General features: G+C 41.8%; 10 protein-coding genes. 2 read left to right on the forward strand and 8 right to left on the reverse strand.

Features of this window, described 5'->3' with window-relative positions; translation table 11 throughout:
* The first annotated feature begins 441 nt into the window (after nucleotides 1-441).
* The gene (locus tag IPJ86_02635) at nucleotides 442-768 is read left to right on the forward strand and encodes a multidrug efflux SMR transporter (GenBank protein MBK7886222.1); all 327 of its coding nucleotides are present in this window, start codon (nucleotides 442-444) and stop codon (nucleotides 766-768) included.
* Nucleotides 769-1,077: 309 nt separating this feature from the next.
* Here IPJ86_02635 and IPJ86_02640 read toward each other — a convergent pair whose 3' ends face one another.
* From IPJ86_02640 to IPJ86_02655, 4 genes are all read right to left on the reverse strand, one after another.
* Complete coding sequence (locus IPJ86_02640; GenBank protein MBK7886223.1) at nucleotides 1,078-1,479, reverse strand: hypothetical protein; 402 nt, start codon at nucleotides 1,477-1,479, stop codon at nucleotides 1,078-1,080.
* Entirely contained in the window at nucleotides 1,476-2,042 is a 567-nt protein-coding gene (locus IPJ86_02645; protein ID MBK7886224.1) for a hypothetical protein, read from the reverse strand. Before IPJ86_02645 ends, IPJ86_02640 begins: the two co-directional genes overlap by 4 nt.
* 153 nt (nucleotides 2,043-2,195) lie before the next feature.
* Nucleotides 2,196-2,354: a hypothetical protein gene (locus IPJ86_02650; GenBank protein MBK7886225.1), complete on the reverse strand. Its 159-nt coding sequence runs from the start codon at nucleotides 2,352-2,354 to the stop codon at nucleotides 2,196-2,198.
* Between the two features lie 904 nt (nucleotides 2,355-3,258).
* On the reverse strand, nucleotides 3,259-4,206 hold the full coding sequence (locus tag IPJ86_02655; protein ID MBK7886226.1) for a hypothetical protein: 948 nt from the start codon (nucleotides 4,204-4,206) through the stop codon (nucleotides 3,259-3,261).
* 400 nt (nucleotides 4,207-4,606) lie between these two features.
* Between IPJ86_02655 and IPJ86_02660 the strand changes: the two genes are divergently transcribed.
* On the forward strand, nucleotides 4,607-7,813 hold the full coding sequence (locus IPJ86_02660; protein ID MBK7886227.1) for a T9SS type A sorting domain-containing protein: 3,207 nt from the start codon (nucleotides 4,607-4,609) through the stop codon (nucleotides 7,811-7,813).
* Nucleotides 7,814-7,927: 114 nt separating this feature from the next.
* Here IPJ86_02660 and IPJ86_02665 read toward each other — a convergent pair whose 3' ends face one another.
* From IPJ86_02665 to IPJ86_02680, 4 genes are all read right to left on the reverse strand, one after another.
* Nucleotides 7,928-8,299 carry an ORF6N domain-containing protein gene (locus IPJ86_02665; GenBank protein MBK7886228.1) on the reverse strand — a complete coding sequence of 124 codons (372 nt, stop codon included), beginning with the start codon at nucleotides 8,297-8,299 and terminating at the stop codon, nucleotides 7,928-7,930.
* Between the two features lie 7 nt (nucleotides 8,300-8,306).
* Complete coding sequence (locus IPJ86_02670; protein MBK7886229.1) at nucleotides 8,307-8,591, reverse strand: ORF6N domain-containing protein; 285 nt, start codon at nucleotides 8,589-8,591, stop codon at nucleotides 8,307-8,309.
* Nucleotides 8,592-8,718: 127 nt separating this feature from the next.
* Nucleotides 8,719-10,308 (reverse strand): YifB family Mg chelatase-like AAA ATPase, encoded by a 1,590-nt coding sequence (locus IPJ86_02675; GenBank protein ID MBK7886230.1) that lies wholly within the window; start codon nucleotides 10,306-10,308, stop codon nucleotides 8,719-8,721.
* Nucleotides 10,309-11,152: 844 nt separating this feature from the next.
* On the reverse strand, nucleotides 11,153-15,412 hold the full coding sequence (locus IPJ86_02680; GenBank protein MBK7886231.1) for a hypothetical protein: 4,260 nt from the start codon (nucleotides 15,410-15,412) through the stop codon (nucleotides 11,153-11,155).
* Nucleotides 15,413-15,418 lie beyond the last annotated feature (6 nt).

The following is a 15,418-nucleotide window of genomic DNA, read 5'->3' on the forward strand; positions in this document are numbered from 1 at the left end:
TCCTCATCATAGCGCCAGCCCTTTGGACTTCGTAGCTTAATCTGTCGCTTAAGCTTTGGATCACAAAGTACGCCTTCACTTAAGCTTTGGCGCACACAGTTAGCGAAGAAGTCTCCGTGAAACTCCGTGCATCCTCCGCTCCTCCGTGCCTGCCGACCGAAGCTTTAGCGCAGGTGGGGTTAAAAAAGGATAATTCCTATGAACACGACAAGGTAGAAGTTAGTCCAGATAGCTATCGCATAGGCGTCAAGGCTAAGCAGCCCATTTTTCTTATTTTTCCATTGTGTTTATCCTGTCATTTCTATGCTGTAATTTTGCTTGAAGGGTATTGTTAATATTGGTGAAAAATTTCCAAAAGAAGTAAGTAACCATAGACAAAAAATTATAACCCGGAACAAAAACTACATCAAGACAACCAAGATTTTAGAAACCAAATAAATAATGAACTGGATCATTTTAATTATTGCCGGATTATTTGAAGTGACATTTGCATTTTGCTTAGGAAAAGCGAAAGACGCTTCCGGAAATGAAATGTACCTCTGGTATACAGGGTTTATTCTTGCTCTGGCTTTAAGTATGGTGCTGTTGGTGAAAGCCACTCAAACTTTACCTATCGGAACAGCCTACGCGGTTTGGACAGGCATAGGCGCTGTTGGAACTGCATTGATAGGAATATTGATATTTAAAGAACCGGCCACCTTTTTACGATTGCTTTTTATAACGACTTTAATAGGGTCTATTGTTGGATTAAAGGTGGTTTCAGAGTAACGTGTACATACTCACAAAACAAAGCAACGTTTTGATTACCTATTCCATTGGTTTCATACGTCCGCTCTTGTCCATTAAATATGAATCGGTATCCGTTTTCCTTAACGGCACACACTCTTCTCATCCCGGTTCTACTCTGAGCAAGCATCCATCTAAGGTCAGTATTTATTTTCAAACGGGCAAATGCAAAACTCCTTGCCAGTAAATATGGGGTTTTAGGTTGGGTTTTAATGGGAGGGAGAAGCACCTTTTAACTATTTTATTTTGAACAGTATGGTAACAGTGAACACTTTGAAATAGACCTACACCTTATTTTAACATCTCCCAGATTTTGTCTGGTTCAAATATTTTGATTGATTGGTTACCTAATAATAATTTTCTCTCCCTTTCAAATTGAACCGCAGTAAACGGACCTGTTATTTTATCTTCAGATACATAAATAATCATCCAGCCATCTGGATCACCTCCGAAGGTAGATTTGCGAGATACAAAAATATAATCGTCATTCCATCCTATCTCTTTAACTGTTCCTTTAATTAGTCCACCTCCCTCTGTCTTACCCCATATATCTACTATGTAGAATGGAGCACCGCCTTCCCATCTATGCAAATAATATTCGCCAACAATTTTCCTTTTACTTCCACCGTCAAACAGGCATCCAGTAAAAATAAAAAGAACAATCAAACGATTTATTAATTTGAAATAATTCATTTATTTTCTACAGCTTTAGAAATAGGTTCTGAAAATGTATAAGTTTGTCGAGTAGTAGAAAAAGCATCATTAGAGCGTTCTCCGCGCTCATAGGATGTACCCATACGATATGTAGCAGACTCGTAGCTGGTAGAATTATTTATCACAAAAGTTGCAGTTTTTCCATCTTCACTTGGATATATATTAATATCCATGCTTCCGACAAATTGTTCTGAAATATCAAGTCCTGCTTTAGCCAAACCAATAAGACCAAATGATCCACCAAATTCCGTTAATGGTTCTAATCGCATCCCATTATTAATATTGGCTGCATTTTTATCTAAAAACATTTTTCTTGCTTCATTAACTTTAGGAGCGTCTCGTAATGACTTTGTTATTGGATCATCAGGTCCATAGTATTTATGCTCGTCTCCTACACCTAATATGAAACATCCTGTTAAACCAATTACTTGTTGTTGTTCAGGTGTAGTTTTCTCTTTTATTTTTTCTGCAGTTTTTTCTGCCGCATAATCAATAGTGATATCTACTACTTTGCCAATGACATAATCAGTTGCTTTTTGCAAAACAGTTTTCCCAGCTCTAGCGGCAGCATTAAATATTTCATTTGGTAATCCTTCTGCACCGTCTAAATCAACATTCCTAATCGGATTGTTGTGATAAAACTGGTAAGGTGATAATTCAGGAAATTGTTTAGTGAGTGGATCAATCGAAGTTGGTCATCCTATTCTTGGGTCATATGATCGTAATCCATAATTATACCAATTCCCAACTCCTTTCACTTCATCATCCTTCTCCTTCCCATTAAAGGCGAATCGGTATCCGTTTTCCCTAACGGCATACACACTTCTCATCCCGGTTCTACTCTGTGCATTCATCCATCTAAGGTCAGTATTTATTTTCAAACGGGCAAATCCAAAACTCCTTGCCAGTAAATACGGGGTTTGGGGGCGGGTTTTAATGGAGGGGAGAATTGGGATTATTGTAATAAGGCTTAAGGTATATGCATGCTATGAATTGCTTCGAATGGATTAATCACCAGCTTAGATAATAAACCTATATTTAATTATTCTGGGAGAGGGTATAAATTGACATCATTAAGTTGGATTAAATCATGAAAAGAACTAACATAGTTCCACTTTGAAATAAAGATTTAATATCTAACCAATTTTTAAAATCATGAGAAATTAATTGTCAATAATAAAGATAAATTCATAAATATAAATATTTATAAAAAACCAACTCAAAATGGATATTCTAAACTATTGAGTTTCCACTTGAGTCAGTACAACTTGTTCGCTGAACTAATTATTATTATTTTTAACTAACCATCAATTTTCCATTTTTTACTTTTAATATTATAACTGTACATTGAGCCACTTAGTCCATTAATCTTTATTTCCGTATTTGATCCAATATCTAAAATTGTTGGAAATATTCCATAAAATAAAAGGATTGAGTTGTCATTAAAAGGTAAGGATATTTTTGTGATAGTATACTTATTATATTCATTTAACCTACTTGCGATTGGATTTGACAGAAAGAACATGCAAATAATTATTATAGATGATATACTGGCTGTTCTCCATTGTAAATTTCCACAAAACTTCTTCGAAAATACCAATACTATTATTTCTAAACATAATCCAAGTAACATAGTATATATATTGAAATTGAATAAATTAAATTCATTTCTTACCATGCGATCTGAAACAAAAACAGCAATAAAAAACATCAGTAAAGTATAAGTGTATTTATTTCTTAAAACATGTATCATAACATTTATTTAGTTGCATTATTATTTTTTACATTTTCATCTGTTTTTTCTGATTGTTTCTTATCGCTTGTTTCAGGTATTGTATATAATGGAACATAGGTTTTATTAGTTGCAGGCGGGAGAGTGTTAGAATCCATTGGGTAGCTATATGGAATTTCATTATGGTTTGGAGCTACCTCCATAGGATTATCAACAAATCCTTTATCATACAAGAATTTTTGCAATACAACTAGAAACTCTCCTTTATTATCTTCTAAATATGATTCAAATTCAACTCCTAATTTATTAGAGACAAGATCTTCATATGACCAAGCATATGAATGGTCATACTTTTCTTGGGCTTGCTCTGTATCTTCTCCTTCTCTTAAAACTTGAGCACCGGTTATATACCATTTGTCGGTTGCTAATGCTGCGTTTGATACATGACGCAAATCTATCCAACCGTTTGACTTAGAATATAGATATCTCTTGTTGCCAGTGTTTTTTCCATCAACACTAAGATTACTAGATCCTCCGTAATATGCAGTAAAACTCGCAAGATCCTTAACATTTGCACTACTGAGAACTTGAATTAATGTCTTAACTCCAGTAACTTCAGGAACTATTGGATACAAACCATCTTTATCAATATACTGAATTGGATTATTGATAGAAAAACTATAATTTGAGTATCCGCGAAATTCACTCGCTAATGGATCTATACTCAAAAACCTTCCTATCCTCGAATCATAAATCCTCGCTCCAAAATCTAAACTATTCCCAACTCCTTTCACTTCATCATCTTTCTCCATCCCATTAAATCCGAATCGGTATCCGTTTTCCGTCAGGCTACCATCCTGTTTCTGGATATACGAGATCGAATTGACCCGGTTAACCCATTTGTGGGGGTCAGGGAATGGTGGAGTGCCGGTCTTGCTACGGCTATTTCCGATATTGTAGTTTTCCTTCACCATGCTGTTGGACGATAAGCGAAGTTATGGAATTTCATGAAAGGTGAAAAGGATTTCTTTCTGTTGGTGTAGATGAAGAATAAAAAATCCGGGAAAAACAATTGGAATAAAATGCAGAAAACTCTACTCCGCTTCTGTGGAATAGGTAAACGCAATGAACGCGGTGATAGTGAGACTTCGCGATGTTGCGAACGGTGCGCCTGCCTGCTGAAGCCTTGGCGCAGGTAGGTTTAAAAGAGGAAATCATAGTCTATTGAAAATTTCTATTCTGAGATCATACTTGTTGCAGGATGTTCGTAAAAACGGATGCTTTCCGGTAGGATTAAAAATTCGTATCCACACTCCTTGATCGCCTATTTTCCTATATTTGATTTCTATTGTCAATTTATAAAACAGTTGCTTCATGAAATCGATTCTATATCTCTTAACACTATTACTTTTTATCTTCTCTACCCCTGCGAAGGCTCAATGGGAACGAACCAAGGGTCCTGCTTATGGTGGCGTTGTAGCAATGGCATTTCAGTCGCCTTATTTATTTGCAGCAACCTCTACGGGGCTTTTCCGAACAGCAGATAATGGTTTAAACTGGGAAGAAGTACAAGGGCTTCCGGAATTTACGATCAAAGGTCTGGCTGTAAAAGGCAATAAGGTTTTTGCGGCTTGTTGGTTTTATGGATTGTATGTCTCCAATGATTTTGGAAATACCTGGGAAAAAGCAGGGGCTGAAATGCCCGTTGGAAGTAAATTGGGTGTCGACCCTACTCTACCCTATTATAAATTGTATGCAACACCTGACTATATCTATTGCGGTATTGGTGGCGTTAACTACAAAGTTTATCGCTCTGCAGATGATGGTAAATCCTGGCAATTGCTTCTTTCCAATCAGTATATTAATGATATGATTCAGGATGGAGATACCATTCTCATCAACAACAGCACCAATACGGTACGCTCCATTGACAATGGTCTTTCATTTAACCTCGTATCGGGGTTAAGTCCGGGTGTAAACAATTCAGTCAAACTCGGTAAGTTAAACAACACCTGGGTGGGGGCATTGCCCAACACGTCAAACCCCTTCCGGTATTCTACTAACGGAGGAGCAAATTTCTCCAATGGTACTATTCCCGGACCTTATCCATACACAATCAATAACATGGTGACAGCTGGCAATAAAATTTTTATAAGTTCCAGTTCGGGTATTTATGAATCTACGGATGGAATTACCTGGTCCTTGATGGTCCTGCCCGGCTTTTTAACTCCGAACACTTCCGGATATGGAGTGCTGTTTGAAAACAACGGCGACCTATGGCTGGGTTCTTATAAATTTTATCTCACACAGGATCTTGGTCAAACGTTTAGTATTCGAAATAACGGTTTAACTGCATTATCGAATCTCAGCAGGTACAATTACAATCCCGCTGATAATTTTCTCTACACTTCTGAAGTAAACAACGCCACACTCCTGCGATCCTCTGACCGGGGAGATACCTGGACTGCGATAGGAACAGGATTCGCTTCAAAGGGAAGTACCAGTCGATTTATAAGCAGCAATGGCGCGACTTATTTCGCAGGAACGGACTCCGGCTTATACCGAAGTTCCGATAATGCAAACACGTGGAGTAAAATTACAAGCGGGTTGCCCTCTTCCACCTATTCCCCCAATGATATGATAAAAGGAAACACCGAATTGTATCTGGCTACCACCAACAGCGGTGTCTATAAATCGCTTGACAGTGGGCTCACCTGGATCGCAGCGAATAACGGATTTACAACGAGTACAGTTTCTAAATTACGCTGGCATCAGCATAAACTATATGCAGGCACTCCGGGTGGATTATTCATGTCGGCAGATTCCGGAATCAGCTGGACGGTACTCAACAATGCCCTGAGCGCGATTGAAAAACGTGTTGTTGATTTTACCATTACTCAAGATACCATTATCACCTGCTTTAATTACAGTAAAATTTACAGATCCTACGATGCCGGTGCTACGTGGAATCTACTGACCAGCGGTGTAAATCCTACGAGTAATCTACCGGGTGAAATCCGGATTATTGACACCTTGTATTTCTTTTCCAACCCCACATTTAACAGAGGAGTATATATCAGTTCTTACAGCAATAACAAATGGATACCGATTAATGCCGGCTTAAGAATGGACACTACCACCTATTGTACCCAACCGAAGGAGATGACCCACGATGCAGATTATCTTTATCTGAATGGCTATGTTTTTGGTTGTTTTCGATTGGACCTGAACAATGTTTTAATTTCAGGTCAGCTTAGCGGAAAAGTATTTTGGGATAAAAACAGCAATGGTACACAACAAGCCAATGAACCCACCCTTCCGGATGAATCACTTAAAGCAGATCCCAATGCCATTGCCATGGATACGGATACCTCAGGCATTTACCGGTTCCGTTATTTCGGTAATACGCCTACCTACACCATTCAATTGCAACCCAAACCTTATTGGATCATAACGTCGACGCCTTCACCAAAAATTGTTACTCCCTTCGGACAAACTATTGACACTCTCCATTTCGGAGTTAAAATGCTGCCCGGCATCACTGATATCAGCGCCTCATTGAATGCCACCATGCACCGCCCGGGCTCGCGGCCAAATTATTTTCTGGTCGTAAAAAACAATGGCACGGATACAGTCAGTGATATTGCCACGGTTACATTAGACAACAACCTCAATTACTTATCAGGTTCGACTCCACAAAGCATCAATGGCAACACGTTGACATTTTCCTACACCAATCTGAAGCCGGGAGAAGCTATTCAGTACTTAATGAATACCGAATTGAATTCTGCAACTCCGGCAGGAACTGTTTTAAATAACAGTGCTGTGGCCTATCCCTTAGCGGGAGATTCCGTTCCGATGAACAACTATGCGTATTGTTATCCTCTCGTTCAGGCTTCCTTTGATCCGAACAATAAAACCGTTGAACCAACGGGCAATATTGGACATCAGGAACTGCTAAAATATCAAATCAATTTCCAGAACACCGGGAACGATACAGCCTTTACAGTTATTATACGGGATACCATTAGTCCCTTCCTTGATCTGAATTCGTTTCAATTTATCAGTGCTAGTCATCCGGTGACCAGGACTATAAAAAATGGTAATGTTCTTGAATTCCGTTTTGATCAAATTCTTTTACCCGACAGTACAACGGATGAACCTAACAGTCACGGCCTGGTGCAATTCAGCATTCTACCGGTGGCGGGATTGCCAATGAATACGGTGATTCAAAATGCAGCCGCTATCTACTTTGATTACAACGTCCCGGTCATTACGAACAGTACTTCCAATACCATCACCGGGTTTACCGGCATCACCGACACTCCGGCGGCTGAAACGCTGTTCTCCTACGTACAACCCAACCCTTTCGATACAGAGGCAATCCTGACGATTAAAACCAATGAAACCGGCAATTACTATTTAACCCTAACGGATGTAAAAGGAAAAACCGTTTCTGTTAGCACCTCTAACAGTCCGGCTATCCGAATTCAGCGTAATAAATTAAACAGTGGTATCTACTTTTATGAAGTCATGACACCTTCCGGTTTATTTACGCGCGGGAAACTCATGGTGGAATAGTATGCAGCAACCTCTACACCACTTCTGCTGAACAGGTAAACGCAGCGATCGCGAGACTTCGCGACGCAGCGACCGCGGCGTTTGAAGTGTTGTCTTGCAAAAAATAACTCGACTTCACCTATACCCGATTTTGCGAGCGGGTGTAGTCGGCGGAGTGAGCAGTTGTTTTAATGCCTGAAAAATATTTTGGATATCTACACTGTTATTCTCTACTTGCTTTTCCATTGCTTCCATCTTTAACAAAATATCTTTATGGGTCATCAGCAGCTCACGCATCTTAATGAAAACTTCTATGATACGAATACTCATTTGTTTTGCCCTGTTACTTTTAAGCACAGATGCACTTTGTAAAACACCATGTTCTGTAAAACAGAAAGGCTTATGGCGCAATCCCATTTTATCCGCGAAATTGGAGGTCACAAATTGTGACCTCCAATTTTTGAATTCATCATCAGACATTTCAAACATAAAATGTTTGGGAAAAATATCTAAATTACGTTTTACTGCTTGGTGACAGGTCGCGACCTGTCGCTACTATTTTCCGGTCATCATCATCACTTACATGTTCACGCCGCCATATCTCAAATTCTCTATTGTCCATTTCAAACATAAAATCCACCGGAAATCTTGCTGCATTTCTGCGGACCGCCTCTTTCAGTCGTTTTGTTTCTACTCCATACAAAAGGGCAAGATCTCTATCGATCATTACTTTCTGCTCACGGATCAAATAAATTTGACTGATGATGCTTTCATCTGGAATTAGTATTAAATTACTCATAATGTTTTGTTTTTTAAATTGTTACAATTTGGAGGACGCAAATTGCGTCCTCCAAATTGTAATCTATTGTTTATCTGTTATTTATCATCTTGCATAGGTGACAGGTCGCGACCTGTCGCTACAACAATTATTTCCCCCAATTTGCGCGATCCATACTGCGGTAATTGATGGCTTCTGAGAGATGTTCATTGTGAACGGCAATACTGTCATCCATATCCGCGATGGGACGGGCTACTTTCAGGATGCGGTCGTAGGCTCTGGCGCTGAGGTCGAGGCGTTCCATGGCGGATTTCATGAGTTGCGATCCGGCTTCATCGATGCGGCAATGCTCGCGAATCTGCCGGCTGCTCATCATCGCGTTGCAATGAACTCCATCGGCCTCTTTGAATCGTTCAGATTGAATTTCTCTTGCCCGCATTACTCTTTCCCGAATAACGGCACTCGGCTCTGATGTGCGCTGGGTATGCAGTTCTCTGAAAGGAACAGGTACCACTTCTATATGCAAGTCGATACGATCCAATAAGGGTCCGGAGATCCGCTGCAGATACCGATCTACCACACCGAAGCCGCAGGTACAATCCTTCTCAGGATGATTGAGGAATCCGCAGGGGCAGGGATTCATACTGGCGAGCAACATAAAGCTACTCGGATATTCTACGGCAAACTTCGCTCTGGAAATGGTGACTTTCCTATCCTCCAATGGTTGCCGCATCACCTCCAGCACAGCGCGTTTAAATTCGGGAAGCTCATCCAGGAATAATACGCCATTATGTGCAAGAGAAATCTCTCCCGGCTTCGGATAGCCTCCACCACCAACAAGTGCCACATCGCTGATCGTATGATGCGGTGCGCGAAAGGGTCGCTCGCGAATGAGTCCGAGGCCGCGGGTGAGTTTGCCGGCTACTGAATGAATCTTTGTAGTCTCCAATGCTTCTTCCGCGCTGAGTTCAGGAAGAATTCCCGGCATGCGACGTGCGAGCATCGTTTTACCCGCTCCCGGCGGACCAATTAAAATCACATTATGCCCTCCTGCTGCCGCGACTTCCAATGCGCGCTTGATATTCTCCTGTCCCTTGACATCTGAAAAATCCATTTCAGGGTTCATCTTTGCCTTCAACGTTTCTTTGAGATTGAAGAGCACGGGCTCATGGTGAAACAAGCCATTAAGGAATCCGATCACCTCCTTCAGGCTTTCCATTCCGTATACTTCGATGCCATCCACCACAGCCGCTTCCAGTTCATTGGCATGGGGAACGATAATGCCTTTAAATCCTTCGTTGCGTGCTTGAATGGCGACCGGCAATGCACCCCGTACAGGCATTAATCTTCCATCGAGCGAGAGTTCACCCATAATCATAAACGAGGGAAATAGTTTCGAGGGAATCTGTCCGGAAGCGGCGAGGATGGCCAATGCGATGGGGAGATCAAAGGCCGAACCTTCTTTTCGGATATCGGCAGGCGCGAGATTGATGACCATTCGCATGCCGGGCCAACGAAAACCGTTGACCTTGAGGGCGGCTTCAATCCGCGATTGACTTTCGCGCACTGCAATATCCGGAAGGCCTGACCAAAATGTTTTGGGTTGCCCTTGGGCGGCATGCACTTCCAGACTCACGGTGGTGGCATCCACACCGATAATTGTCGCGGAAAATGTTTTGACCAATTTAGAGGGAAGGACCTCTTTTATGATAAATTCTTCATCTTCTATCTCATCCATAGTTCCTTTTTAAAATATGTTTGTTTGTGGTATCGGAAAACCTTGCAAACAAAATTCTGAAACCCGGAGTAGAATAGCCGTTTTTAAATATTTATTGTCGATTATCTTTTGCTGTGGGGAAGAGGCTTTAATTCAGACTAAAAATATCATCGAAATGATGGTCTGTTCCCGGAAGGAATAGCATGTTTTTTTAAAAGATGACCATCCTGTCCCCATTGAGTCGCGGCATCCTTGTATAAAAATTCCTGTTCCCCTTTCACGCCCCACCCGACCTGCGGTCGGGTGGGGCCTTTTACAGGAGGAGCGGCATTCCAGTATTAATGTTCAGCCACGTTGTGGCTGTGTTCGAGGGCGAAGTTTTCATTCGCGAGGCAACGAGGCTCGCTGTTGCAAATGTTGTTAATGTTCAGCCACGATGTGGCTGTGCTCGAGTGCGAAGTTTTCATTCGCGAGGCAACGAGGCTCGCTGTTGCAAATGTTGTTAATGTTCAGCCACGTTGTGGCTGTGTTCGAGAGCGAAGTTTTCCATCAAAACAAATTCATAACCTTCATCCACTCAAAACATTCATTCGCGAGGCAATGAGGCTCGCTGTTTCAAACTTTGCTCGCGTTCACGAGCCAAGGCTTGTGACAATTCATCAACTCAAATAATCCATCGCCCTAAAATATTCATAGAGTCAAAACATTCATCATCCCGAGGCTTCGGGACAATAATTCATCAACTCAAAACATTCATCAACTCAAAACATTCATCAATTCATCAACTCATCAACTCATCAATTCCTTTAAACGACGCGAGCCCCGGAAATCCGGGGCTCGTGCTGTTGGTATTGAAGAGAGTAGTTTAGTAGAAGAACTTGCGGTTGACTTTGCTTTCCTGATTTTGCAGGATGATGAAGTACATGCCGCGTGGTAAGGTTTGATTTACATAGAGCTTGTTGAGACCCGGTGTTGCGGAAACGTTTTCTTCCTGATAGATAACACGACCCAGGGCATCCGTGATGATGGCTGTGAGTGGTATTTCGCTATCATAAAGGAACTCCACCTGGAATTGTCCATCGGCTTGCGTATGTCCGTACACGTTAGTGATCTCAAATGATTTTCCATCACCAAAGTAAATGGGCTTCACATCTGAATAGGAATACTGGCCATCCAGATCTGTTTGCTTGAGGCGGTAGTATTGGAGACCCTGCAGCGGACTTTCATCCCACGACTCATAGTTCAACAGGATATTGCTGTTGTTCATGTACGAGTTCACCTTGTCAATAAAGTTAAACTCATTCATGGTCTTGTCGGAACGCTCCACGGTGAAGTAATCATTGTTCACCTCAGAAGCCGTGCTCCAGGATAAACGTACTTTGCTACCCACTTTCTCCGCATCGAAGTTAAGTAGATCAACAGGGAGAGGGGAATTATTAGAAGATATCGACCATGGATTTGAATCCCCGATATATCCACCAGTAGTAGCGTAGAGTGGATTAGCTCCGCCAGCAGCAGCTTGTGGTGGCAATGTTGGCCAGTTGTAGTTTTGAACCCTAACGGAGTCATACGTTCCTAATACTCCATATTGCATTGTAGGGTAATAGTTAAATGCTGTGTATGGAGTTGTCAGACGTACCCATGCACGATTAGAAAGAAGACTCCACCATGGCTGAGCCCGACCAGGATTAGCTCCAGTCACCATACCGCCAGGACGCTCAGTAGGAGCGGCATTTGAAAACCGGAATGTTAAGTGAGCAACAGGTGGAGATGGTGTATTTGGAGCTGTTTTTCCAACTATCCAGAAACGATCAACGGTACTAGCCGCATTGTTTAAGCCACCGGTTGTATTGATGTGAGTCACGCCCGGGGGTAACACGGCATTTCCTGCTGAATAGAATGTGGAAACGCTAAAGTCACCCAATCCTGCTGGATTGGTAAACGAATTTAATTGTACAGAATACGGAATATATACCGGTGAAGTAGCAGAGCTACCAAATGGAATATTTCTCCAACCAAGGGTGTTCAGGTTTTTCCAAATTACTTGCGCACTTGTACTTTCGGAAATCAGGAATCCATTGGTACGGGTAAAAGGTCCTGTTGGAGCGAGAATTGTTCCACCGGAAACGGCAGAATTATTCATCGTGAGGGTTTGTGTATTCATTAACATAGAACCCTGTGTGAGTATCAAGGAAGTATCAATGAGAGTCGGGCGTAGCAAAGTAACGGATTGTGTAGCCGTACCTTTATTCAACTGCAGTTCGCTAAAGGTGGTAGACTGAGTACCGCCAATCGTTTGGGCAATCGTACTGTCCATGATCACACGACTATACGCCGGGGTGAAGAAACCATTGTTGATCCAGTCTTCCTGAATCGTCAGCAATGCTTTTCCATAGGGACGATCTACCAGGAAGGTGAAGTTCGGACGGAAGGAATTCAATCCGCTGAAGAAGTTATCAGTAACACCAGCACCAAAGACTAATCCACATCCCGCAGCAGCATTCGTAGTTGAAGATAAAATCAACGTTGACTTCAGACCTGTAGTTTGGGTGATATTAATTCGATCATCTGCAGGTCCAACGTTTGATGCATTATCGAAGCAATACTGAATCAGAATATTACTGGAACCATCCCAAATAATAGGTGTGGTCAGATTAATTGTATTTGTACCCGCAACTGTAAAGTAGGCAATTGGACCATAAACGGTGGTAAACGGACCTGCATAAGGAACATTAGATGCATGTTGATTAAATGGAACCAAAGCATAACTTACTGTAAATCCTGAATAAGCTCCAGCGCTGTTTTTTGTTGCTACATCGTAGCGTAACCCTGTAATCTTATCCCCATTGATCAAACCGGAAAGTGTAAGTTCAGCCTGGGTATAAATAATCTGTGTCCGGGCATCGGTACTTTGCGCTTTGAATGGGGTATAGATATTATTTACCAGTGTACCATTACTATAAGTGACATTGGCGGCAAAGGAGCTGATCACCGTAATTCGACCGTTGTTGGTCAGATCCTTTCTCACCTTCAGAGAATTGGTAGAAGGTGCGGGAGCGTTCACAATCAGGGTATCCTTAGCCGAGATGGTCAGGTTATTACAATTCGCCAGGATATTGGATTTGATGGTAGGTTTAAAGTAAGGACGCGTTGGTGTTCCAACAGGAATTATTGGGAATACCTGATTGGCATCAATCACGGCATCATCCGTAATGGTAGGTACACCACCGCACCAGTTGGCAGGGTTGTTCCAATCGTCGGTATTTCCTAACCAAAGCTTATATCCAACAGGACATGATGGAGAGATAATAATGGTAAAATCTTCTGTTTCACCAAATGTATATTGGGCACAAGGATCAATATTGGAACTCGCATAAACTTCACGTACCCTCATTCGGGTTACACCGGTATATCCGGCGGCCGGAACTGTAAATGCTATTGTGGCACTTTGATTGGCTAATAAATTTACTTGATTAGGAGTTCCAAAAGGAGTACCCAATTTCTCGCCAAAATCTGCAAAATCCCCGTCGCGATTATAATCAATAAATGCGGCTATATTGTTATTGGAAAACCATGTTCCTGCTTGTACTGTAATTGAATATCCAACACCTTGTGTTAGAACAACCGTACGTCCCGGAACAGCAGGCCATAATTCATAATCAGGTGGATGGGCTGTAAAGTCACAGGTAGGATAACAGGCCAGATTTGTTGGTAGTCCGAAGTTATTATTGGAGGCACCAATATTGGTATTAATTACTGTTGGAGCCACTCCGGCTAAAATCACCGATTGTACATAGTCATTATTGGTGTATGATCCATTCAACCAGGAGGTACCTACTGTATAAGTACCTACGCAATAAGGTAAGTCAATTTGACTGGCTCCTGCAATAGAGAATCCGGTCGGATCAGGTACTACCGGTGTTGATGTTCCGCCCGGTGAAGGACAAGTACCGGGAGTTCCGCCAACAGATGCACCGCGAAAGTCAGCATCAACAAAATTACCACCGACAGCCGTAGCTTTAACATCATAGGCTAACCAGAAATAGGTCGTATCGTATTCCAGATAAAAACAGGAAGTTGCCGCATTTATAAAATCCAGATTGGTACCCGGTACTGCGATAATTTGCCCATATTTTCGGAAGGGATAATCATCGCTACCGGCTGTAGCAGGAAATGGAGATACATAATTGGTATCAAACTGCACACTTCCGCCGGTATAGTACACTTTTGCATCATCTATATCCAGTACGTTGGTAGTACCGTTGGTATTAAATAGGAGAGAATCTAATTTTACTGCAGTAGAAAGAGCACCATTCACTACCCCACATCCACTTGTGCCTGCAATGATACACTGAACTCCAACCACCATATGATTACGAATACCTGTTCCAACCGAAGCTCCATTTTGAAGAGATATATTAAAACGGACGTCCGCGGCATTCGTTGCGGAAGGATAGGTATTTGTTCTCACCTGATCCAGATAAATATTATTACCATCACGGCAAACGCCCATGATAATGAAATAATGGCGGCGTTGATTGTATGTCAAAGCCGGTAAATCATAGGTGTATTGATTCCATGTATTTGCTGTAGCAGCAGGAGTACCGGTATTCCTTCTGAAAATCTGATTCGAACCTAAGGTGTTCGTTAAAAGGGTAGCACCGGTCATGGACGGACTGGTATTTACATACACACGAATATGATCATCCTGTGCTGGGAATCCGCCATCCCGATACATATAAAAACTAAACTGAGGATTTACCCCTCCGTTATTACTAAAATCGAAAGGTTTGGTGATGATTATTGACGTATCATTATTAAATCCGGAAAAGGAATTAAACATCATCACATTTGTACCACCACCGGGAGAAGCTCCGGGAGCAGGGTTGGTAGCGGTAGCCACTGCCTGAGCAGAAAATGCAGCTGTAATATTTGTTGCATACTTTTGCTGCCTCCATCCGGGAGATGGGAAAATGGGTGGCACACCGGGAGATGCACTTTCGAATGATTCCAATTGCAGAACCGCTTGCGCATTCAATTTACCCGGCAGCAAAGCAGCCGTGAAGACCATCAGTGCTAAGAAGAAACTCTTTACCGAATTTGCATGTAAGTAGTTGTTTTTCATGCTATT

This window comes from Bacteroidota bacterium (assembly GCA_016713925.1).
Lineage (GTDB): Bacteria > Bacteroidota > Bacteroidia > AKYH767-A > OLB10 > JAJTFW01.

Bases quoted from the DNA above. Each gene is read 5' to 3' on its own strand.
- IPJ86_02640 (MBK7886223.1), bottom strand. From the start codon at position 1,479: ATGAATTATTTCAAATTAATAAATCGTTTGATTGTTCTTTTTATTTTT.
- IPJ86_02635 (MBK7886222.1), top strand. From the start codon at position 442: ATGAACTGGATCATTTTAATTATTGCCGGATTATTTGAAGTGACATTT.
- IPJ86_02675 (MBK7886230.1), bottom strand. From the start codon at position 10,308: ATGGATGAGATAGAAGATGAAGAATTTATCATAAAAGAGGTCCTTCCC.
- IPJ86_02680 (MBK7886231.1), bottom strand. From the start codon at position 15,412: ATGAAAAACAACTACTTACATGCAAATTCGGTAAAGAGTTTCTTCTTA.
- IPJ86_02670 (MBK7886229.1), bottom strand. From the start codon at position 8,591: ATGAGTAATTTAATACTAATTCCAGATGAAAGCATCATCAGTCAAATT.
- IPJ86_02660 (MBK7886227.1), top strand. From the start codon at position 4,607: ATGAAATCGATTCTATATCTCTTAACACTATTACTTTTTATCTTCTCT.
- IPJ86_02650 (MBK7886225.1), bottom strand. From the start codon at position 2,354: ATGAATGCACAGAGTAGAACCGGGATGAGAAGTGTGTATGCCGTTAGG.
- IPJ86_02655 (MBK7886226.1), bottom strand. From the start codon at position 4,206: ATGGTGAAGGAAAACTACAATATCGGAAATAGCCGTAGCAAGACCGGC.